The sequence below is a fragment of the Pseudomonas sp. Cab53 genome, from assembly GCF_018325965.1.
Taxonomy (GTDB): Bacteria; Pseudomonadota; Gammaproteobacteria; order Pseudomonadales; family Pseudomonadaceae; genus Aquipseudomonas; species Aquipseudomonas chlororaphis_E.
Map to the genome: position 1 here is coordinate 2899793 of NZ_AP021902.1, position 19742 is coordinate 2919534.

The following is a 19742-nucleotide window of genomic DNA, read 5'->3' on the forward strand; positions in this document are numbered from 1 at the left end:
AGGTGCTACTTTTAACTCGATGCCAGCATTTGCTGGCACATCAGGATGATCCCATCCATTGCCAGGAGGCCTGCCAACATGTCGGTACAACCCCTCACACACGTGCTCGTCGATACTGATGTCGACTTCGACGACTACCTGGCCATCGGCTATTTGCTCAAGCACCACGCGGTCAAGGTCGAAGGCATCACCGTCACCGGCGTGGGTGCCGTGCACCTGAGCCATGGCGTGGCGAACATCAGCCACTTCCTCACGCTGTTCGAAGACCCTGAAGTCGAGCGGATCCCCGTGGTCGCCGGCTTCCAGCGGCCCATGGTCTACAGCAACACCTTTCCATTCGAAACTCGCCAGGCGGCGGACCAGCATTACGACGCACGGTTTCCCCGGGCGAACCCCAACCCCACGAGAACGGATGCGGTGGCCTTTCTCAGGGAAACCCTGGAGAACGCCAAGCAACCCTTTACCGTGCTGATGATCGGCGGCGGCACGACCTGGGGGCATTTGTTTTTGCAGGCCAGGACGGACAGGACGCTGCGAGACCTGCTGGCCAGCAAGGTCGAGCGCATCGTCATGATGGGTGGCAACCTGCTGCCGGAGTACGTCCAGCCCGGTGCCGGAGGGAACATCATCGATACCCTGGGCGACACGCCGTACTACACCAACAAAGTCGCCGAGTGGAACATTTTCGTTGACCCACTCGGCGCGCAATACGTCTTTGGCGGCGGGAACCGGGTGCAATTGGTTGCGCTGAACGCCTGCAACCAGATCCCCATCAGCCAGGATTTCGTCGCCCAGCTCTCGCGCATCCAAAACCCGGTCGCGCAGTTCCTCACCCAGGTCCTGCAAAGTTCGACCATCGCCCCCGGCATCGGCAAGTACCTGTACTTCTGGGATCCGCTGGCGGCCGTCGCGGTCACCGATCCGCGGTTCGTGCAGTTCAAGCGGTATGGGCTGAAGGTGGAGCAGGAACTGAACGAGGAGCAGGACACGAGCGGCAAGTTGATCCCCGACAGCGTCAGCCCGCCCGTCGACGTCGCCTTGGCGACAGCGCCCGGGTTCGTGCTTGCGTTGTACCTGCAGACGCTTGCGGGGCGGTCGTTGGAAGCCACGGCTGAGCAGCAGGACCAGGCGCCGGTGTTTCCCTCGCAGCATTAGTGGGCTGCCATCCCGGCGAGGCCTCGTTGGCTTCGCTGGGTCATCATCTATGATTAATGTAGTTAATCATTTATCAAGAGCTTGCGTATTGCGCCGCTGTCCACAACCCATCCGGATGGCTTCTTGCTTGCTGCGGCCACTGAACCGCGCGGCTATCCCTTCCAGCCATTAGCCTTCGTTTTATGGGGTTAAAGGCCTCATGTCGCTTTTTTAAAGTTAGGAAACTTAATGGTTTCCTTTGTCTGGTTTTTTGTCATACTCGCCCGGCGAGGCAGCAGAGGTGGCTGTCTTGCCGGGCATTTAGTACTGACTCATAACAATTAACCAGCAGGAAGATACGCCATGAGCATCCTCGGTCACCACGATACGGCCGTCAGCGCCGAACAACTCGCTGCGGCGCTCGCCCGAATGAAACGTGCCCATCTGGATGAGGGGCCGCCCAGCCTGGCGCTGCGCCGTGATCGACTTGACCGGGCGATCGCCTTGTTGCTGGACAACCGCGAAGCCATCGTCGCGGCGGTGTCGGCGGACTTTGGCCACCGCAGTCGCGAACAGACGCTGCTGACCGATATCGCAGGCTCCGTGGCAAGCCTCAAGCATTGCCGGGAGCACCTGGCCGAGTGGGCGCAATCCGAACCCCATCCGGCGCCGTTCCCGGGTTGCGAGGCACGGGTCGAGTATCAGCCGCTGGGCGTGGTGGGGGTGATCAGCCCGTGGAATTTCCCTGTCGTGTTGGCGTTCGGCCCGCTGGCCAGCATCTTCGCCGCCGGTAACCGGGCCATGCTCAAGCCGTCCGAGCTGACGCCGCGCACCTCGGCGCTGTTGGCCGAGCTGATCGCCCGTTACTTCGACGAACACGAGCTGACCACGGTGCTGGGTGGGGCCGAGGTCGGCGCATTGTTCAGTGCGCAGCCGTTCGATCACTTGATTTTTACCGGCGGCACGTCGGTGGCGCGGCACATCATGCGCGCCGCCTCGGACAATCTGGTGCCGGTGACCCTGGAGTTGGGCGGCAAGTCGCCGGTGTTGGTCTCGCGCAGTGCCGACCTGGCGACCGTGGTCCAGCGGGTGATGACGGTGAAAACCCTGAACGCCGGCCAGATCTGCCTGGCGCCAGACTACGTGCTGCTGCCGCAAGAGTGGCTGGAAGACTTCACCGTCGAGGCCATCCGCTTCGTCGCCCAGATGTACCCGACGCTGCGCGACAACCCGGACTACACCTCCATCATCAACCCGCGCAATTTCGGCCGCCTGCAAGGCTACCTGGTCGATGCCCATGCCAAGGGCGCGCGGCTGATCGAGATCAACCCGGAGCAGGAAGACCTGAACGATCGCGAGATCCGCAAGATCGCCCCGACCCTGGTGCTCAACCCCAACGAGCACATGCAGGTGATGCGCGAGGAGATTTTCGGCCCGCTGTTGCCGATCAAGACCTACCAGGATTTCGCCACGGCGATCGACTACGTCAACGGGCAACCCCGGCCCCTGGCGGCCTATTACTTTGGCGAGGACGCCAGCGAGCGCCAGCAGGTGCTGCAACGCACGACCTCCGGTGGCGTGGTGATCAACGACGTCATGAGCCATGTGCTGTTCGAGGCGTTGCCGTTCGGCGGCGTGGGGCACGCCGGCATGGGGGCTTATCACGGTGCCCATGGTTTCCGCACGTTCAGCCATGCCAAGGCAGTGGTGGTGCAAAGCCCGGTGGGTGAATCCAACCTGGCGATGCGCGCGCCGTATGGGCCGATGGTCCACGGCCTGCTGGATCAATTGTTGACGGCCCACTGAGCCGCCGGGAGCCTGATCATGACGTTGCCTCAAACCCTCAAGGCCAAGCTGTTGCGCGCCTTTGCCAAGCGCATGAAAGGCAAGTTCGTCTACGACTCGGCGCAGTACCCGCTGCGTGCGGTCGAGGCGCGGTTCATCCCGACGTCCTGGGGACCGGCGCGGGCGTTGTTCTACTGGCCGGCGACTTCGGACGGGGCGCGCTTGCCGGTGTACCTGAACCTGCACGGCGGCGGTTTCGTCGCTGGCGTGCCGGAGCATGACGACAGCTATTGTCGGCGTCTGGCGCACAATCTGGATTGCCTGGTGGTCAACCTGGACTACGTCCTGGCGCCCGAGCATCCATTTCCCGCGGGCTTGCGACAGAGCTTCGCGGTGCTTGAATGGTTGGCCGGGCAATCGGCAAGCCTGGGCATCGACCCCCAACGCATGGCCGTCGGTGGGCACAGCGCCGGCGGCAACCTGGCCACCGGGGTGGCCAACCTGGCACGGGGCATCAGCGGCTGCGGGTGGTGCACCAGGTGATTGACTATGCGGTCCTGGACCTGCTCCAGGACCCCGGCCTGAAGCGTTCGAGCCTCGACAAACCATTGCTCGGTGCCGGGTTGGTGCGCTTTTTCAATGGCTGTTACCTGGGCGATCCCGATCACGCTCGCGACCCGTTGGTGTCGCCGTTGCTGGCAAGCGTCGAGGCGTTGCGGGGCATGCCCGCGACCACGCTGATCACGGCCGAACATGACATCCTGCGCGCCGAAGGCGAGGCCTATGCCGAGAAATTGCGCCAGGCCGGTGTGGCAGTCAACGAGCGGATGTTTGCAGGCTGCGATCACATGTTCACCCACCTCGGCCCGGAGGCTTCAGCGCAGGAGGCCTGGGGGGTTATCGAAACTGCGCTGGGCGAGGCGTTTCGCGCAGCGGCGATGGCGCGGGAGGGTAGCGCTGGCGAGGGGGCCGTTGTTTGAGGGAGGGGCGCGAGCACGCGCCCTCGCCACAGGTTAGGTGCCCGATTTAACCTGTGGCAGACTCACCCGCTGCCACTCACCAGGACCCACCATGCCCGCAACCCCCTCGCAACCCGTCAAGCCCGTTCGCGGTCGTCCGCCGGTCCGCAGCCGTGAAGAGCAGATGAGCCTGTTGCTGGACGCGGCGGCGCAGATACTCGGCAGCGGTCATTTTGCCAACGTCACCATGGACGCCATTGCCCGTGCTGCCGGTATTTCGAAGAAAACCCTGTACCAACTGGTGGCGAGCAAGGAGCAACTGCTCTCGAAGTTGGTTGCGCGGGACCTGTCGACCCTTGAACTGCTGCTGGAAAGTGGCATCGACAGCGCCGAGGATCTGCTCAGCGAGCTGCGCATGTACCTGACGTTATGGGCACGGTTGACGCTGTCGCCGTTGGCGCTGGGGCTTTACCTCATGGCCGCCCAGGGACGCGAACATGCGCCGGGGATTGCGCAAATCTGGTACCAGGAAGGGGCCGAGCGTTGCCTGGGCCTGTTGCGGGGTTGGCTGGGCAAGGCTGCGGGCAAGGGCTTGCTGGCGCAGCAGGATGTCGAGCCGGCCATCGAGTTGATCGACGCGCTGCTGATTTCGCAGCCGCTCAAGCTGTTCACCCTGGGCGTGCAACAAAGCTGGTCCGACGAGCAGATCGACCAACGGGTCGACGTGGCGCTTGGCATGTTCGGGCGTTGCTTCATCCCGCAATAAAGGGCCCTCGCCACGTTTAGTCACTGGCTGGGCGCCGCGACAAGCGATAGGACAACTGTGCCCGAGTCAGGCCCAGGCGGCGGGCCGCTTCGGAGACGTTGCCTTTCACTTCGCTCAGGCAACGGTCGATCATCGCGTCCTCGACTTCCTGCAGCGACAGCCGGCTCAAATCCTTGCCGCCGAACAGTTGCTGGAGGGCTTCATCGCCGCTCCGGATCGGTGCGGCGGGAGCCTGAGGCGGCGCCGCTTGAGCGTTCGGCGCAGCCGCGAGTTGGCCGCGGGTGCCGATGGAGAACATCGGCAGAGCCAGGCGTTCGCCGCTGGTGAACAGGTGCGACAGGTCGATGGCGCCGCCGTCCGGGGCGCTGATCACGCCGCGCTCCACCAGGTTCTGCAATTCGCGGATGTTGCCCGGAAAATCGTAGGCCAGCAGGGTGTCTGCCGTGCGCGGGGTGAAGCCGCTGATCTGACGGCCATGGCGCTGGGTGAAGCGATGCAGGAAATGGGTCATCAGCAGCGGGATGTCCTCCTTGCGCTCGCGAAGCGGCGGCAGGTGGATGGGGAACACGTTCAGGCGAAAGAACAAGTCTTCGCGGAACTCGCCACGCTGTGCCGCGGCGCGCAGGTCGACATTGGTCGCGGCAACCACCCGCACATCGACCTTGAGGGTGCGACTGCCGCCCACCCGTTCGACTTCACCTTCCTGCAAGGCGCGCAGCAGTTTGCCCTGGGCCACCAAACTGAGGGTGGCGATCTCGTCCAGGAACAGCGTGCCGCCATTGGCGCGCTCGAAGCGGCCGGCGCGCGATTGGGTGGCGCCGGTGTAGGCGCCGCGCTCGACGCCGAACAGCTCCGACTCCATCAGGTTTTCTGGAATGGCCGCACAGTTGATGGCCACGAAGGGCTCGTCGTGGCGCGGACTGATGCGGTGCAGCATCCGCGCGAACATTTCCTTGCCGACGCCGGACTCACCGGTGAACAGCACCGTCGCCTGGGTCGGCGCCACCCGACGCAGCATGTGGCAGGCCGCGTTGAAGGCTGAGGAAATACCGACCATGTCGCTGTCCTGGGCCGGTGTCGGGTCCGCCAGCAGGCGAGCGGGCAGGGCACCTTTATCGCCCCGGCCCTGGGGCGCCGCGCTGCGTCCGCCGGTGCTGACGAAGGGTTCGGCGTTCAGGTCGGCCAGGTCCTCTTCGGCGTCGTCCCATTCTTCGGCGGGCTTGCCCACCAGCCGGCAGATGCTCGATCCGGTGGAACGGCATTCGACCTCCCGATAGAGAATCAGCCGTCCAACCATCGCCGATGTATAGCCGATGGCGTAGCCGGTCTGCATCCAACAGGCCGGTTCGGTGCCGATGCCGTATTGGGCGATGTGTTCGTCGTCTTCGCTGGAGTGATGCCAGAGGAACTCGCCGTAGTAGGTGCCCAGGTTCATGTCGAATTCGAAATGCACCGGCTCGACCTTCACCGCGCCCTCGATGGCATGGATGATCGGGCCAGCGGCGAACAGCGCCAGGATGTCTGCTTCGGGGAAGCGCTCCTTGATCAGCGCCGCGTCCCGGGCACCGCAATGGTAGCCGGTACGCAGCATGATGCCCCGGGCGCGGGCCAGGCCCATGCTTTCGATCAGTTCGCGGCGCAAGGCGCCCACGCCACTGTTGTGCATCAGCAGCATCCGCGCGCCGTTCAGCCAGATGCGTCCGTCGCCGGGGCTGAACATCAGGCATTCGGTCAGGTCCTGCAGCGTCGGCGCGGCGCCGGGCGGCAACTGTTCACTGGCGCCGCGCGCTGGTTGCTTTTGCGTGCCCCGGGACAGTTCGGCCAGGGAGATCAGCTTATCTGCCATCGCAATTCCCTAATTCGATTAATCATATTGCGCATAGTGCAGCACGAAATTGCTGAAATCATCACTTTTCTAACGCCCTCATTGCTGCTCACCTGAGCCTTGATCCTTCTGAACTGCCTGGATGCCGCGTACTTGAGCGGTCGGCGGTCGTTTGTCAGGAGATGGCATATCGCTTGCTACAACTAGTTACCGAGATTAACTAATTCGGCACAATAACAACATGGCTTGGCTGCCTCCGCCCGTACGGGCAGCACAAGCACGAATCGGGAACCTGCTATGAAGTTGACCAACAAGACGATCGTGGTGACCGGCGTTTCCTCGGGCATCGGCGCCGAAACGGCCCGAACCCTGCGTGCTCACGGAGCGAGCGTCATCGGCATGGATCGCAATGCGCCCAACCTGAGCCTGGACCAGTTCATCCAGGCCGACCTCAGCCACCCGGATGCCATCGACGCCGCCGTGCAGTCACTGCCGGCGTCCCTCGATGGGCTCTGCAACATCGCCGGGGTTCCGGGCACCGCCGACCCGCAGTTGGTCGCCCAGGTCAATTACCTCGGGGTGCGGCACCTGTGCGCCGCGCTGCTGCCGCGCATCCGGGCCGGCGGCGGCATCGTCAACGTCGCATCGATCCTGGGGGCGCAATGGCCGCAGCGGCTGGCGCTGCACAAGACCCTGGCCGCCATCGATGGCTTTGCCCAGGCCCAGGCCTGGCTGGACCAGCATCCGGTGCCGCAAGACAGTTGCTACCAGTATTTCAAAGAGGCGCTGATCGTCTGGAGCTATCAGCAGGCCCAGCCGTGGTTCTTGCAAACCTCGGTGCGCATGAACTGCGTGGCGCCGGGCCCGGTGTTCACGCCCATCCTCGGCGACTTCGTCAGCATGCTCGGCCAAGCGCGGGTAGAGGCGGATGCCCATCGCATGAAGCGGCCGGCCTACGCCGATGAGGTGGCGGCTGCCATCGCGTTTCTGTGTGCCGATGAGTCCCGCTGGATCAACGGCATCAACCTGCCGGTCGATGGCGGCCTGGCGTCCACTTACATCTGAGGGAGAACGCTACCCCGCGCATTTTCGTGTAACCCGCTGCCGCTCGTGTCCCGGGCGACCCGCGTACAGAACAGGCTTCCCACAACAAGAACAATGAGGAACACCATGCACAATTCTCGATGCTATCCGGGCTTTACACGCAACGCTCTGGCCCTGTCGGTGTGTCTGGCCGGTTGGGCCACTCAGTCCCAGGCTGCGCAAATCGACCTCGGTGACAGTGACTGGCGCCTGCGCTGGGACAACACCATCAAGTACAGCCAGGCCTGGCGCTTGCAAGGTGCCGACGACCACCTGACCAATGCGTCGACGGCAGGCGGCCTGTACCCCTCGATCCAGGGCCAGGGCGACAGGAATTTCAGCCGGGGCCTGGTTTCCAACCGCCTGGACCTGTTCAGTGAAATGGACCTGAGCCGGCAGAACTACGGCCTGCGCATCAGCGGCGCGGCCTGGTACGACGATGTCTACAACAAGGACACCGACGACAGCGCCAATCCGCATTTCCTCGACGACACCCGTGAGCTGCACGGGCGTGACGCCGAACTGCTGGACGCCTTCGTGTTTCTGCGCGGCGACGTGGGAGACACCAGCCAGGGCACGGTGCGCCTGGGCCGGCACAGCCTGATCTACGGCGAGAGCCTGTTCTACGGCAGCAACGGCATCGCCGCGGCCCAAGGGCCCACCGACGTGGTCAAGTTGCTCAGCGTGCCGGGGACGCAGTTCAAGGAAATCCTGCGCCCGGTCAATCAAGTGTCCGGCCAATTGCAGATCAACCCACAATTGTCCGTCGGTGCCTACTACCAGTTCGAGTGGGAACGCTCCAACGTCCCGGGTGCGGGCAGTTACCTGAGCGACAACGATGGCATCGGCAAAGGCGCGGGTGACTGGACCGAGGTGTTCGGCAACACCACCGTGCACGCTTCGGACATCGAGGCCAGGAACTCGGGGCAGGGCGGCATGCAGTTGCGCTTCAAGCCTGAAGGCACCGAGCTGGAGCTGGGCTTCTACGCCGCCAAGTACCACGACAAGACGCCGAGTGCGCTGTACGCCTACCTCGACGGCGCCGCGGCGGCGGCCACCGGATTGCCGATCCTCAATGCCTATCGCCAGGTCTACGCCGAAGACATCAAGACCGTCGGCGCCAGTTTCTCCACGGCCTACGGCCCGTTCAACTTCGCCGGTGAAACGTCGGTGCGCTGGGACGCGCCGCTGGTCAGCAATCTGCAGGTGGTGACCCCGGGCACCGCGGCGGACAACAGCGGTGACGCGCTCTACGCCAAGGGCAAGACCGCCCACGTCAACCTGTCGACGATCTACCTGCTGTCGCCCGGCACGTTCTGGGACGGCGGCTCGGTGCTCGCCGAACTGGCCTGGAACCGCACCCTCAGCGTGACGGACAACCGCGCTGCCCTGGACCCCAACACCACCCGCGACGCCACCGCGCTGCGAGTGCTGGCCGAGCCAGCGTACTTCCAGGTGGCCGACGGCCTCGATTTGAGCGTGCCGGTGGGGTTTGGCGTCGGGCTGGACGGGCGTTCGTCGGCCGTCAGCAAAGGCGGTTTCGGCAACTCCCATGCCGGTGACTGGAGTGTCGGTGTCAAGGCCACGTACCTGCAGCGCTGGGACTTTGGCATCAACTACGTGAACTTCTTCGGCAAGGCCGCGGCGGGTCTGCGCGAAGACGGCAACTTCAGCTATGCGCAATCGCTGGCGGACCGCGACTTCGTTTCCATGTACGTGAAAACCACATTCTAATAAGAGGTTTCATCCGCTATGCAAAGCAAAATTTCCTTGCGTATTTCGGCCCTGGCCATTGCCTTGCTCAGTGCCGGCCTGGTGCAGGCGGCGGTGTCCCCCGAGCAGGCCGCGCGGCTCAACAGTGACCTCACGCCTATGGGCGCCGAGCGTGCAGGCAACAAGGACGGCAGCATTCCGGCGTGGACCGGGGGCTACACCACCGTGCCGGCAGGCTACAAAAACGGCGACAAGCGTGCCGACCCCTTCGCCGCCGACAAGCCGTTGTTCTCGGTGACCGCCGCCAACATGGCGCAGTACGCCGACCAGTTGGCCGATGGCACCAAGGCCTTGCTGCAGAAGTATCCGGGCTACCGGCTCGATGTCTATCCGACCCACCGCAGTGCCGCCGCGCCGCAGTGGGTGTACGACAACACGCTGAAGAACGCGACCCGTGCCAGCCTGGAGGTGGAGACCGAAAAAGTCAGCGGCGCCTATGGCGGGATTCCTTTCCCATTGCCGCAGAACGGCGCCGAGGTGCTGTGGAACTACCGCCTGTCCTGGCAGGGCGCCGACACGTTCTACTCGCCGTTCGACACCTGGCTGATGACCGCGGGCGGCAAGAAGATCCAGGCCACCCGGGCGCGGTTCTGGTACCAGAATCCCTACTATTTCAAGGAAGGCAGCCTGGAGACCTTCGGGAGCAAGTTCCTGATCGGCAAACTGGCGACGGAACTGCCGTCCTCCAAGGCCGGCGAAGGCCTGATGACCCATTGGGACATGGACCCGGGCAAGCGTGCCGCCTGGCAGTACCTGGTTGGCCAGCGTCGGGTACGGCGGGCGCCGAACATCGCCTACGACACCCCGGACTTCGTCACCTCGGGCGTCGGTTTCTTCGATGAGGCGTTCATGGTCTTCGGCCCTACCGACCGACACGACCTGAAGCTGGTGGGCAAGAAAGAGCTGCTGGTGCCCTACAACAACAACCGTGCGGCGGCGGCGAAAAGCGACGACCTGGTCAAGCCGAACTTCCTCAACCCGGACCTGGTGCGCTGGGAGAAACACCGGGTCTGGGTGGTGAGTGCCACGCTCAAGGACGGCAAGCGCCACGTGGTGCCCAAGCGCACCTACTACGTGGATGAGGATTCCTGGCAGGTGCTGCTGGTCGACGGTTACGACGCCCAGGGCAAATTGGGCCGCCACAACTACTCGCTGACCTTGCTGGCACCGGAAATGCCGGCGCTGACGGCCCAGATGTCGTGGGGCAGCTACAACCTGGAAACCGGGGCCTACTTCCTCAACTCGTCGGCCAACGACCTGAACGTGCAGTACCAGAGCTATCCGCGTCCACCAGCGGCGTTCTTCACCCCGGACGCCATGGCCAACGACAGCAGCCGCTGAGCCTTGGGGCACGGCGCCGAGGCTGCGGCTTCGGCGCTCGCGGGCGGGCAGTTGGATCACTCTTCTTGGGCGGTTGGAGCGGACAATGATCGGTAAATTTTCACTCACGCGCACGCTGCCGGCGACCCTGCTGCTGGCGGTCATGCTGATGCCGGGCTGGGCGATGGCGACCCCACGGGTTGCGTTGCTCGACCAGGCAGCGCTGCAAAGTGCCAAGGCAGCCCATTCGGTGTTGCTGGCGGTGACCCGGGCCGGTGAACGGTTGGTGGCGGTCGGCGAGCGCGGCATCGTGTTGCTGTCGGATGACTCCGGCGTGAGCTGGCGCCAGGCAAAGGTGCCGGTCAGCGTCAGTCTTACGGCGGTGCAGTTCGTGGATGCGCAGGAAGGTTGGGCCGTGGGCCACATGGGTGTGATCCTGCACAGCACCGACGGCGGCGAATCCTGGACCAAGCAACTGGACGGCGTCGCCGCCGCGCAGTTGGCCCTGGCCCAGGCTCGCGAAGGGGATGATCCCAAGGCGTTGAAGGATGCCGAGCGGCTGGTGGCCGACGGGCCGGACAAGCCTTTTCTCGACCTGTACTTCAGTGACCGGCGCACCGGCTACGCGGTCGGCGCCTATGGCCTGATCCTGCACACCCGTGACGGCGGCAGTCACTGGCAGCCGTGGATGCGGCAGGTGGAAAACCCCGAGGACCTCAACCTGTACGGCATTCGTGCGGCGGGGAGTGCGCTGTTCATCGTCGGCGAGCGCGGGTTGCTGCTGCGTTCACAGGACAACGGGCACAGCTTTCAGGCACTGGAATCACCCTATGAGGGCAGCTTCTTCGGCCTGCAAGGCAGTTCGACGGGAGAGGTGGTGGCCTTCGGTTTGCGTGGCAACGCCTATTGGTCGGGGGACCAAGGCGGCCGCTGGCAACCGATCGACACCGACCTGGAAGTGGCCCTGTCCGCCGCCACCCGATTGGCGGATGGCACTTGGGTCCTGGCCAGCCAGGCCGGCGACGTGCTGCTCAGTCTTGACCCGGGACGTCACTTTCGACGTTCACCGGCCCCGGCCGCGACCTCCATCGCTGGCGTGGTGGCGGCACCGGACGGCAGCCTGGTATGCGTCGGCCTGAACGGTCCGACCCGCCTCGACCATGTCCTTTTTTCTTCGGCGCAACGTTGAGCAACTCGCCAGCGCGCACTGTACCCGCGCCCCCTGTGGCCGTATTCGGAGTCCGATGTGAACGAGCATAATCCTGCCCTCGAACAGCAAGTGGTGATCGCCCGCCTGGAGGATTTCGATCCGCGTTCCGGCAACCCGGGCGAGCGGGCGATCTTCAATCACCGTCCCTGGGTGATCCTGCTCTGCCTGCTGGCGACCCTGGTGCTGGGCTACCAGGCCAGCAAGATCGGCCTCAATGCCAGTTTTGAAAAGACCATCCCGACCTCCCATCCCTACGTCGCCAACTTCCTGGAACAGCGCAGCGAACTGAGTGGCCTCGGCAATTCGGTCCGCATCGCTGTGGCGGTCACCGAGGGCAGCATCTTCGACAAGGACTACCTGGACACCCTGGCCAGGCTCAACGACGAAATCTACCTGCTGCCGGGCGTCGACAAGCCCTACATGAAGTCGCTGTGGACGCCGACCACGCGCTGGACCTCAGTGACCGAAGAAGGGCTGGATGGCGGCACGGTCATCCCCGACACCTACGACGGTTCGCCGGCCAGCCTGGAACAGGTGCGCACTAACGTGGCCCGCTCCGGCGAGATCAGCCAACTGGTGGCCGGCAACTTCCAGTCCAGCGTGATCTTCGTGCCGTTGCTGGAAATCAACCCGGAGACTGGCAAGGCCCTGGACGCAGGCGCGTTCTCGCGGCAACTGGAGGCCTTGCGCGACAAGTACCAGAACGAGCGCATCCAGATCCACATCACTGGCTTCACCAAGATCATCGGTGACCTGGTCGCCGGGTTGCTGCAGGTCATGCTGTTCTTCGTGGTCGCGGTGCTGGTGACCGTGGCCGTGCTCTACTGGTACACCCGTTGCGCCCGCAGCACCGCGCTGGTGGTGCTGTGCTCGCTGGTGGCGGTGCTCTGGCAGATGGGTTTGCTGGCCACGCTCGGTTATGACCTGGACCCTTATTCGGCGCTGGTGCCGTTCCTGGTGTTCGCCATCGGCATGAGCCACGGTGCGCAGAAGATGAACGGCATCATGCAGGACATTGGTCGCGGCACGCACCGGGTGGTCGCTGCGCGCTATACCTTCCGCCGCCTGTTCGCCGCCGGCATGACCGCGCTGCTGTGTGACGCGGTCGGGTTCGCCGTGCTGATGGTGATCAAGATCCGGGTCATCCAGGACCTGGCGATCACCGCCAGCATCGGTGTGGCGGTGCTGATCTTCACCAACCTGATCCTGCTGCCCATCCTGCTCAGCTACATCGGCGTTGGCAGCCAGGCGGCGGCGCGCAGCCTGCGGGCGGAAACCGCCGAGGTGCAGGCGAACGTCAAGCACCCGTTGTGGCGCTTCCTCGACCTGTTCACCCAACGGCCCTGGGCTTATGTAGCCTGCCTGGTAGGCCTGCTGCTGGCGGTCGGCGGGTTCGCGATCAGCCTGCACTTGAAGATCGGCGACCTCGACCCGGGTGCCCCGGAGTTACGTCCCGACTCACGCTACAACCGCGACGCGGCCTTCATGACGCAAAACTACGCGGCCAGTTCGGACATCTTCGTGGTCATGGTCAAAACCCCAGAAGACCAGTGCACCCGCTATTCGACCCTGGCCGCCGTGGACGCCCTGGCCTGGCAACTGGAGCAACTGCCGGGCGTCGAGTCGACCAACTCCATGGCCGCCCTGAGCAAGATCGCCGCCGCCGGCTACAACGAAGGCAACTTCAAGTGGTACGAACTGATCCCCAACGACGGTGCCCTGGGCGCGGTGCAGACGCGGGCGCCACGGGAGCTGTTCAACCAGGGCTGTTCGCTGCTTTCGCTGTACGTCTACCTCGCCGACCACAAGGCCGACACCCTGGAGCGGGTGGTGCAGACCAGCGAGGCCTTCATTGCACAACAGCAACTGCCGCAGGTGAAGTTCATGCTCGCCGCGGGCAGCGCCGGGATCGAGGCCGCGACCAATATCGTGGTCAAGAAAGCCATGCGCGAAATGCTGTTCTGGGTCTATGGCGCGGTCATCCTGCTCTGCTGGGTGACGTTCCGCTCCTGGCGCGCGGTGCTCGCCGCCGTGCTGCCGCTGATGCTCACCTCGATCCTCTGCGAGGCCTTGATGGTGGGCCTGGGCATGGGCGTCAAGGTGGCCACGCTGCCGGTGATCGCCCTGGGGGTGGGCATCGGCGTCGACTACGCCCTCTACGTGCTGAGCGTGATCCTCACGCACATGCGTGCCGGCGCCTCGCTGTCCGAGGCGTATTACCGGGCGCTGCTGTTCACCGGCAAGGTGGTCCTGCTGACGGGCATTACCCTGGCGATCGCCGTGGCGACCTGGGCGTTCTCGCCGATCAAGTTCCAGGCCGACATGGGTATCCTGCTGGCGTTCATGTTCCTGGTGAACATGCTCGGCGCGCTGATCCTGCTGCCGGCGTTGGCGTACTTCCTGTTGCCACAGAGGTTGTTCGCAAAAAAGCCTGAAGCCAGTGGCGCGTTGCAAACGGTGGTGCAGCGGTGAGCCTACGCCTGCATGCCTAGGCTTTAGAAAAACGCCTTGGCCATCGCGATGAACTGCTCGGCGGCCGGCGACAGCGCCTGGCCGGTGCGGGTGATCAGGCCAAGCTGGCGGGTGACGTCCGGGTGGTCCACGGGGATCTTGACCAGTCCCGCCCGGTCATCGTCCGCCGATTCCGGCAGCAGGCTCACCCCCAGGCCCTGGCGCACCAACGCCAGGACCGTCGACATGTAGTTGGCCTCCAGTCCCGGCATGAGTGTCAGGTTGGCGTCGGCGAACAGTTGTTCCACCAACTCGCGCACGCTGCTGTCGCGTCCGGTGAGGATGATCGGTTGGGTCGTCAATTCGCTTGGCTTGATCGTGCGTCGCCGGGCCAACCGATGACCGATCGGAAGAAACAGGCAAAGGCGATCTTCCAACACCGTTTCAAACGCCAACCCATGGTTCGTCCGCGCACGCACGCCGAGGCCGAAGTCCACTTCGCCGTCGCGCACCAGGGTGTCGATCCGGCGTGCCACGACATCCCGCAAGCGCACCTCGATTCCCGGAAACTGCTCACGAAACTGTTTCAACAACGGCGGCAGCGCACCGGCACACAGCGAGGGCAGGGCGGCGATGGTGACGACGCCTCGGCGCAGCGCCGCCAGGTCCCGGGAGGCGTTGACGATGTTGTCCAGGTCCAGCAGCAGTTTCTCCATCGGCAGCAGGTTGTTCTGCCCGGCACTGGTCAGGGCCACGTGACGCGGGCTGCGTTCGAGCAAGGCGACGCCGAGCCAGTCTTCCAATTGTTGGATCTGCACGGTCAGCGCTGAAGGCGAGAGGTTCAGGGCCGCCGCGGCCTTGGCGAAACTGCCGGTTTGCGCCACGGCAAGGAAGGCGCGGATGTGCTGGATCGAGTTCTTCATTTTGTTTTTCCGAATGCAGGTCACCGAACATTTCAATTTACAAAGAATACCGGCAATTCCAATACTCGGGGAAAACAACAACAGCGCATCTCATCGCCGCCGCGAACAGAGATGCCGAACAGGACCTCCCCATGCTCGCCATACTCGGTGTCGTCACCATCCTCTGTCTGCTCGCCTGTGTGATGAGCAAACGCCTGTCCCCCCTGGTCGCCCTGATCGCACTGCCGATCATCGCCGCGCTGATCGGCGGTTTCGGCCTGCAAACCAGCGCATTCATCATCACCGGCATCAAGAACGTCGCCCCGGTGGTCGGGATGTTCGTGTTCGCGATTCTGTTCTTCGGCGTCATGACCGACGCCGGCATGCTCGACCCGATCATCGACCGTATCCTCAAGCGTGTCGGCACCCGGCCGACGCGTATCGTCATGGGCACCGCGTTGTTGGCGCTGCTGGTGCACCTGGACGGTTCCGGCGCGGTGACCTTCCTGGTGACCATTCCGGCCATGCTGCCGCTGTACACCCGCCTGGGCATGGACAAGCGCATCCTGGCCTGCGTCACCGCCATGGCCGCCGGGGTCAACTTCCTGCCCTGGACCGGCCCGGTCTTGCGCTCCTCGGCGGCCTTGCATGTGCCGGTGGCCGATCTGTTCCAGCCGCTGATTCCCGTGCAGCTCGTCGGTCTGGTCTTCGTCTTTGCCTGCGCCTGGTACCTGGGGCGTCGCGAAGAAAAGCGCCTGGGGCTGGGCGCTGGGGCAACCGTCGAGGTGGTCGCGCAGCGGGTGCTCAGCGAGGCGGAAGTCGCCTTGCGCAAGCCACGCCTGTTCTGGCTCAACCTGGTCCTGACCGTGGTGGTGATGGGCGTGATGATTGCGGGCGTGGTGGATCCGGTGGTGATGTTCATGCTCGGCACGGTCCTGGCGTTGTGCATCAACTACCCGAACGTCGATGCCCAACGCGCCCGCATCGACGCCCATGCGAAAACCGCCCTGACGATGGCGAGCATTCTGCTGGCTGCCGGGGTCTTCACCGGCATCATGCAGGGCAGCGGCATGCTCAAGGCCATGGCTGAGGTGGCGGTGGCGCAGATTCCCGCCGGGCACGGCAAATTGATCCCGATGGTCGTGGGGTTCATCTCCATGCCCCTGAGCCTGCTGTTCGACCCCGATTCCTTCTATTTCGGCGTGATGCCGGTGGTGGCCGAAGTCGGGCGCGCCCTGGGCGTCGATCCATTGCAAGTGGCCCAGGCGTCACTGCTGGGCGTGCACACCACCGGTTTCCCGGTCAGTCCGCTGACCCCGGCGACGTTCCTGCTGGTGGGGCTGTGCAAGATCGAATTGGCCGATCACCAACGCTTCACCATTCCCTTCCTGTTCGCCGCCTCGGTGCTGATGACCGTGACGGCGCTGCTCATTGGAGTCTTTTGAATGAAAACCTTACGCATCGGCTCCGGTGCCGGTTATTCGGGCGATCGTATCGAGCCGGCGATCGAATTGGCCGAGCACGGCGAGCTGGATTACCTGGTGTTCGAATGCCTGGCCGAGCGCACAATTGCCCTGGCCCAACAAGCGCGGCTTGCTGATCCGCAGGCCGGCTACGATCCGTTGCTCAGTGAGCGGATGCTCCGGGTGCTGCCCTTTGTCGGCCGTGGCACCGAGGGGCGTCGCCGATTGCGGGTGATCACCAACATGGGCGCGGCCAATCCCTTGGACGCGGCCCGGGAAGTACGGCGCATCGCCCGGCAGTTGGGCTTGTCGGGGCTGAAGGTGGTCGCGGTGACCGGCGACGATGTGCTGGCCACCGTGCTGGAAGATTCGAGGCAGACCCTGGATAACGGCCAGACCTTGGCGTCATTGGGCAAGCGCCTGATATCGGCCAACGCGTACCTGGGGGTGGACGGCATCATCGAGGCATTGCAGGCCGACGCCGACGTGGTGATTACCGGTCGGGTGGCCGATCCGTCGTTGTTTCTCGCGCCGCAGGTGTTCGAGTTCGGCTGGGCGGCGGACGATTGGGCCCGGTTGGGTCGCGGCACGCTGGTGGGGCACTTGCTCGAATGCGCGGGGCAGCTCAGCGGAGGCTACTTTGCCGATCCGGGGTTCAAGGACGTGCCTAACCTGGCGCGCCTGGGCTTTCCCTTGGCTGAAGTGGACGCGACGGGCCATGCAGTGATCAGCAAGGTCGCAGGTTCAGGTGGGCGCATCGACCCGGCGACCTGCACCGAACAGATGATCTATGAAGTGCACGACCCCGCCGCGTACCTCACCCCCGATGTCAGTGCCGATTTTTCCGGTGTCTCGTTCACGGCGCCCGGGCCGGACCAGGTCGCCGTCCAGGGGGCCGGTGGCCAGGCGCGACCCGCCGACCTCAAAGTGTCGGTGGGTTACCTCGATGGCTGGATCGGCGAGGGCCAGATCTCCTATGGCGGGCCGGGGGCCCTGGCGCGCGGCCGTTTGGCCCGGGAGGTGGTGCTGGAGCGCTTGAAACTGACCGGCGTGGTCTATGAAGAGATCCGCGCCGAGCTGATCGGGGTCGACGCGCTGCACGGCACCGAGCTGGGCGCACGCTCGGACAGCGAGCCTTGGGAAGTGCGTTTGCGGGTCGCGGCCCGTTGCGCTGACCGCGCCGCGGCCGTGCGCATCGGCAACGAAGTGGAAACCCTCTACACCAATGGGCCTTACGGCGGTGGCGGGGCGAACAAATCGGTGCGTCAGGTGGTGGCGGTGGCTTCGTTGTTACTGCCGCGCGACGCGGTCAGCGTGAAGATTCATTCGGAGGACCTGCAATGAGTCGCCTCAAACTGCGAGACCTGGCCCATTCCCGCACAGGGGACAAGGGCGACACCTCCAATATCTCCGTGATTGCGTTCAACGCCGAAGATTATCCGCGCCTCTGTGAGTGGCTCACGGTGGAGCGCGTCGCCGAGCATTTTGCCGGGCTGCTGGACCCACAAGGGCCGATGATCCGTCGCTATGAACTGCCCAAAGTGCGGGCGCTCAACTTTGTCCTGCCTGGCATCTTGCGGGGTGGGGTTACCCGTTCGCTGGCGCTCGATGCGCATGGGAAGGCACTGGGGGCGGCGTTGCTGGACCTGGAGATGCCGGGCTCCTGAGGACGGTCACGGGTGCGCCTTGACGTCGGTCGAGACGACACGCTCCTGGCCGCCCGCGCCCGACGCAGTGCTCGGCACCCACGACCGCTCGCTGCGGCATTTGAACTTCACGCCTTTGCGCGCCGCCATGTGCCTGGCCGATTCCACGCACATCGCTTTAGTGGCGTAAGTGGGCGCGTGCTTGCGTTCTTCCACGCAGCCTTCGCCGCCGGTGCAGATGGTCATAACCATAACGTAGACGGTCATCATCCTGATATTGCTCCCATCGAAACGATGCGATTGATGCACCTTGCATTGGCCCCGAAAGGCCCAGGCGAGAAGCAATGACAAGCGGATGATGAGCCTTCCCTCAAACCTCCAGCAATGGCACGGCGATGCCTTCCGTCGGAAAAATGTCACTTATTGTCTGCGTTGATGATTTGGTCAAAATCGACGCCATTATGTTGGCGTTTCTGCAAGGCGGAGCGATTAAATGCTATTGAGAAAATCGGGCACGGCTGGTGCTACGCCTATTCGTGACAGTTGAGGTGAAATGGGCGAGCTCCTATCGCATAATTGGCCGCCATACGCAGCATTGAATGCCTTTTGCGCGGAGGGAAACGTATCGTCCAATCAAAAGGGAATTTCACTCGTGTCAGAACCACGCATTCGCCCCCTCGCTCTGTGTATCTTCCATCACCAGGGAAAGATACTGGTCAACCAGTTCTACGACGCCGTTGCACAGCAGACGCTCTTTCGCCCTGTTGGCGGCGGCATTGAGTTCGGTGAAAGAGGGATCGAAGCCATTGCCCGAGAAGTGCAGGAAGAACTGGCGCTTTCGATCAGTGATGTTCGATTGATCGGCACGTTGGAAAGTATCTTCACCTACGCAGGCAAACCAGGGCATGAGATCGTCCAGGTCTTCGATGCAAGGTTCGATGATAAAAGCGTCTATGAACGTCCTTGGCTGGATGGCCATGAAAGCAATGGTGCTCCGTTCAGAGCCAAATGGTGCCTGGGCTCCAGTTTTACCGCGACATCCCCACTGGTACCTGAGGGGCTTTTCGAGCTGCTCAAACAGGCTTCGCTGTTGGATTGAATGACTGATGTGAGGGGGTAAACGTCCTCACAACGTTGCCCTGGCGACTCGAAACTCTGAGTGATCACGCTTTCTACCTGTCACGCTGGAGGCGGAGCGGCTCAGCTACAATGCTGTAGACCGCGCCCAGCCCCCACATACAGCGGTTTGAATATGCAAGCGGACAAGCTGGTGAACGGTTTCGATTCGATATGAGGCGCGGTGCTACGCGTCTACAAAATCGAACGGGAACCGACTCCGGATGTCATGGCTTACATTGCCTCAATGAATCACATTTATTTCAGCCAGTCCGGGAAGAGAACACTTGGCCGGCATTTGGAGACTCA

17 protein-coding genes are annotated in these 19742 nt (G+C 63.7%); 14 read left to right on the forward strand and 3 right to left on the reverse strand.

The features are described from left to right. Window positions 1-78 precede the first annotated feature (78 nt). The 5 genes from KI241_RS12655 (at window position 79) to KI241_RS12670 (ending at window position 4644) form a co-directional block, all read left to right on the forward strand. The gene (locus KI241_RS12655) at window positions 79-1155 is read left to right on the forward strand and encodes a nucleoside hydrolase (protein ID WP_042730981.1); all 1077 of its coding nucleotides are present in this window, start codon (window positions 79-81) and stop codon (window positions 1153-1155) included. 342 nt (window positions 1156-1497) lie between these two features. Further along, window positions 1498-2940 (forward strand): coniferyl aldehyde dehydrogenase, encoded by a 1443-nt coding sequence (locus KI241_RS12660; RefSeq protein ID WP_123578999.1) that lies wholly within the window; start codon window positions 1498-1500, stop codon window positions 2938-2940. 18 nt (window positions 2941-2958) lie between these two features. Continuing rightward, a complete protein-coding gene (locus KI241_RS27990; RefSeq protein ID WP_280529467.1) occupies window positions 2959-3462 on the forward strand; it encodes an alpha/beta hydrolase fold domain-containing protein in 504 nt (167 codons plus the stop codon). Continuing rightward, on the forward strand, window positions 3459-3899 hold the full coding sequence (locus KI241_RS27995; protein ID WP_280529468.1) for an alpha/beta hydrolase fold domain-containing protein: 441 nt from the start codon (window positions 3459-3461) through the stop codon (window positions 3897-3899). Before KI241_RS27990 ends, KI241_RS27995 begins: the two co-directional genes overlap by 4 nt. A gap of 91 nt (window positions 3900-3990) precedes the next feature. After that, complete coding sequence (locus KI241_RS12670) at window positions 3991-4644, forward strand: TetR/AcrR family transcriptional regulator (RefSeq protein WP_080922114.1); 654 nt, start codon at window positions 3991-3993, stop codon at window positions 4642-4644. Between the two features lie 16 nt (window positions 4645-4660). On the opposite strand, the gene KI241_RS12675 is transcribed toward KI241_RS12670, so the two are convergent. Next, entirely contained in the window at window positions 4661-6490 is a 1830-nt protein-coding gene (locus tag KI241_RS12675; protein WP_212803778.1) for a sigma-54-dependent Fis family transcriptional regulator, read from the reverse strand. 276 nt (window positions 6491-6766) lie between these two features. Between KI241_RS12675 and KI241_RS12680 the strand changes: the two genes are divergently transcribed. The 5 genes from KI241_RS12680 to KI241_RS12700 all read left to right on the forward strand — a co-directional run bounded on the left by KI241_RS12680 (window position 6767) and on the right by KI241_RS12700 (window position 14327). Further along, the gene (locus KI241_RS12680; protein ID WP_212803779.1) at window positions 6767-7534 is read left to right on the forward strand and encodes a coniferyl-alcohol dehydrogenase; all 768 of its coding nucleotides are present in this window, start codon (window positions 6767-6769) and stop codon (window positions 7532-7534) included. A 105-nt stretch (window positions 7535-7639) separates the two neighbouring features. After that, complete coding sequence (locus KI241_RS12685) at window positions 7640-9286, forward strand: DUF1302 domain-containing protein (RefSeq protein ID WP_042730977.1); 1647 nt, start codon at window positions 7640-7642, stop codon at window positions 9284-9286. An 18-nt stretch (window positions 9287-9304) separates the two neighbouring features. Beyond that, window positions 9305-10666, forward strand: a complete 1362-nt coding sequence (locus tag KI241_RS12690; RefSeq protein ID WP_042730976.1) for a DUF1329 domain-containing protein — start codon at window positions 9305-9307, stop codon at window positions 10664-10666. An 85-nt stretch (window positions 10667-10751) separates the two neighbouring features. Beyond that, window positions 10752-11834: a YCF48-related protein gene (locus KI241_RS12695; protein ID WP_244868275.1), complete on the forward strand. Its 1083-nt coding sequence runs from the start codon at window positions 10752-10754 to the stop codon at window positions 11832-11834. 57 nt (window positions 11835-11891) lie between these two features. Next, a complete protein-coding gene (locus KI241_RS12700; protein WP_212803780.1) occupies window positions 11892-14327 on the forward strand; it encodes an MMPL family transporter in 2436 nt (811 codons plus the stop codon). 23 nt (window positions 14328-14350) lie between these two features. Here KI241_RS12700 and KI241_RS12705 read toward each other — a convergent pair whose 3' ends face one another. Beyond that, the gene (locus KI241_RS12705) at window positions 14351-15229 is read right to left on the reverse strand and encodes a LysR family transcriptional regulator (protein WP_212803781.1); all 879 of its coding nucleotides are present in this window, start codon (window positions 15227-15229) and stop codon (window positions 14351-14353) included. Between the two features lie 131 nt (window positions 15230-15360). Between KI241_RS12705 and KI241_RS12710 the strand changes: the two genes are divergently transcribed. Genes KI241_RS12710 through KI241_RS12720 form a run of 3 tightly spaced genes read left to right on the forward strand, consistent with a single transcriptional unit; the run spans window position 15361 to window position 18338 of the window. Then, window positions 15361-16653, forward strand: a complete 1293-nt coding sequence (locus tag KI241_RS12710) for a citrate:proton symporter (RefSeq protein WP_042731505.1) — start codon at window positions 15361-15363, stop codon at window positions 16651-16653. Then, complete coding sequence (locus KI241_RS12715) at window positions 16654-18015, forward strand: acyclic terpene utilization AtuA family protein (RefSeq protein WP_212803782.1); 1362 nt, start codon at window positions 16654-16656, stop codon at window positions 18013-18015. It abuts the gene before it with no gap. Then, window positions 18012-18338: a hypothetical protein gene (locus KI241_RS12720; protein WP_042731507.1), complete on the forward strand. Its 327-nt coding sequence runs from the start codon at window positions 18012-18014 to the stop codon at window positions 18336-18338. Before KI241_RS12715 ends, KI241_RS12720 begins: the two co-directional genes overlap by 4 nt. Before the next feature lie 6 nt (window positions 18339-18344). Here KI241_RS12720 and KI241_RS12725 read toward each other — a convergent pair whose 3' ends face one another. Beyond that, window positions 18345-18587 carry a hypothetical protein gene (locus KI241_RS12725; RefSeq protein WP_212803783.1) on the reverse strand — a complete coding sequence of 81 codons (243 nt, stop codon included), beginning with the start codon at window positions 18585-18587 and terminating at the stop codon, window positions 18345-18347. A gap of 382 nt (window positions 18588-18969) precedes the next feature. On the opposite strand from KI241_RS12725, the gene KI241_RS12730 reads away from it, so the two are divergent. Further along, window positions 18970-19416 (forward strand): NUDIX hydrolase, encoded by a 447-nt coding sequence (locus KI241_RS12730; RefSeq protein ID WP_080964420.1) that lies wholly within the window; start codon window positions 18970-18972, stop codon window positions 19414-19416. The last annotated feature ends 326 nt before the right edge of the window (window positions 19417-19742 follow it).

What these genes read in the sequence shown, in the direction of transcription:
- KI241_RS12655 (WP_042730981.1), top strand. Translation starts at nt 79, where the DNA reads ATGTCGGTACAACCCCTCACACACGTGCTCGTCGATACTGATGTCGAC.
- KI241_RS12660 (WP_123578999.1), top strand. Translation starts at nt 1,498, where the DNA reads ATGAGCATCCTCGGTCACCACGATACGGCCGTCAGCGCCGAACAACTC.
- KI241_RS27990 (WP_280529467.1), top strand. Translation starts at nt 2,959, where the DNA reads ATGACGTTGCCTCAAACCCTCAAGGCCAAGCTGTTGCGCGCCTTTGCC.
- KI241_RS12670 (WP_080922114.1), top strand. Translation starts at nt 3,991, where the DNA reads ATGCCCGCAACCCCCTCGCAACCCGTCAAGCCCGTTCGCGGTCGTCCG.
- KI241_RS12675 (WP_212803778.1), bottom strand. Translation starts at nt 6,490, where the DNA reads ATGGCAGATAAGCTGATCTCCCTGGCCGAACTGTCCCGGGGCACGCAA.
- KI241_RS12680 (WP_212803779.1), top strand. Translation starts at nt 6,767, where the DNA reads ATGAAGTTGACCAACAAGACGATCGTGGTGACCGGCGTTTCCTCGGGC.
- KI241_RS12685 (WP_042730977.1), top strand. Translation starts at nt 7,640, where the DNA reads ATGCACAATTCTCGATGCTATCCGGGCTTTACACGCAACGCTCTGGCC.
- KI241_RS12690 (WP_042730976.1), top strand. Translation starts at nt 9,305, where the DNA reads ATGCAAAGCAAAATTTCCTTGCGTATTTCGGCCCTGGCCATTGCCTTG.
- KI241_RS12695 (WP_244868275.1), top strand. Translation starts at nt 10,752, where the DNA reads ATGATCGGTAAATTTTCACTCACGCGCACGCTGCCGGCGACCCTGCTG.
- KI241_RS12705 (WP_212803781.1), bottom strand. Translation starts at nt 15,229, where the DNA reads ATGAAGAACTCGATCCAGCACATCCGCGCCTTCCTTGCCGTGGCGCAA.
- KI241_RS12710 (WP_042731505.1), top strand. Translation starts at nt 15,361, where the DNA reads ATGCTCGCCATACTCGGTGTCGTCACCATCCTCTGTCTGCTCGCCTGT.
- KI241_RS12715 (WP_212803782.1), top strand. Translation starts at nt 16,654, where the DNA reads ATGAAAACCTTACGCATCGGCTCCGGTGCCGGTTATTCGGGCGATCGT.
- KI241_RS12720 (WP_042731507.1), top strand. Translation starts at nt 18,012, where the DNA reads ATGAGTCGCCTCAAACTGCGAGACCTGGCCCATTCCCGCACAGGGGAC.
- KI241_RS12725 (WP_212803783.1), bottom strand. Translation starts at nt 18,587, where the DNA reads ATGATGACCGTCTACGTTATGGTTATGACCATCTGCACCGGCGGCGAA.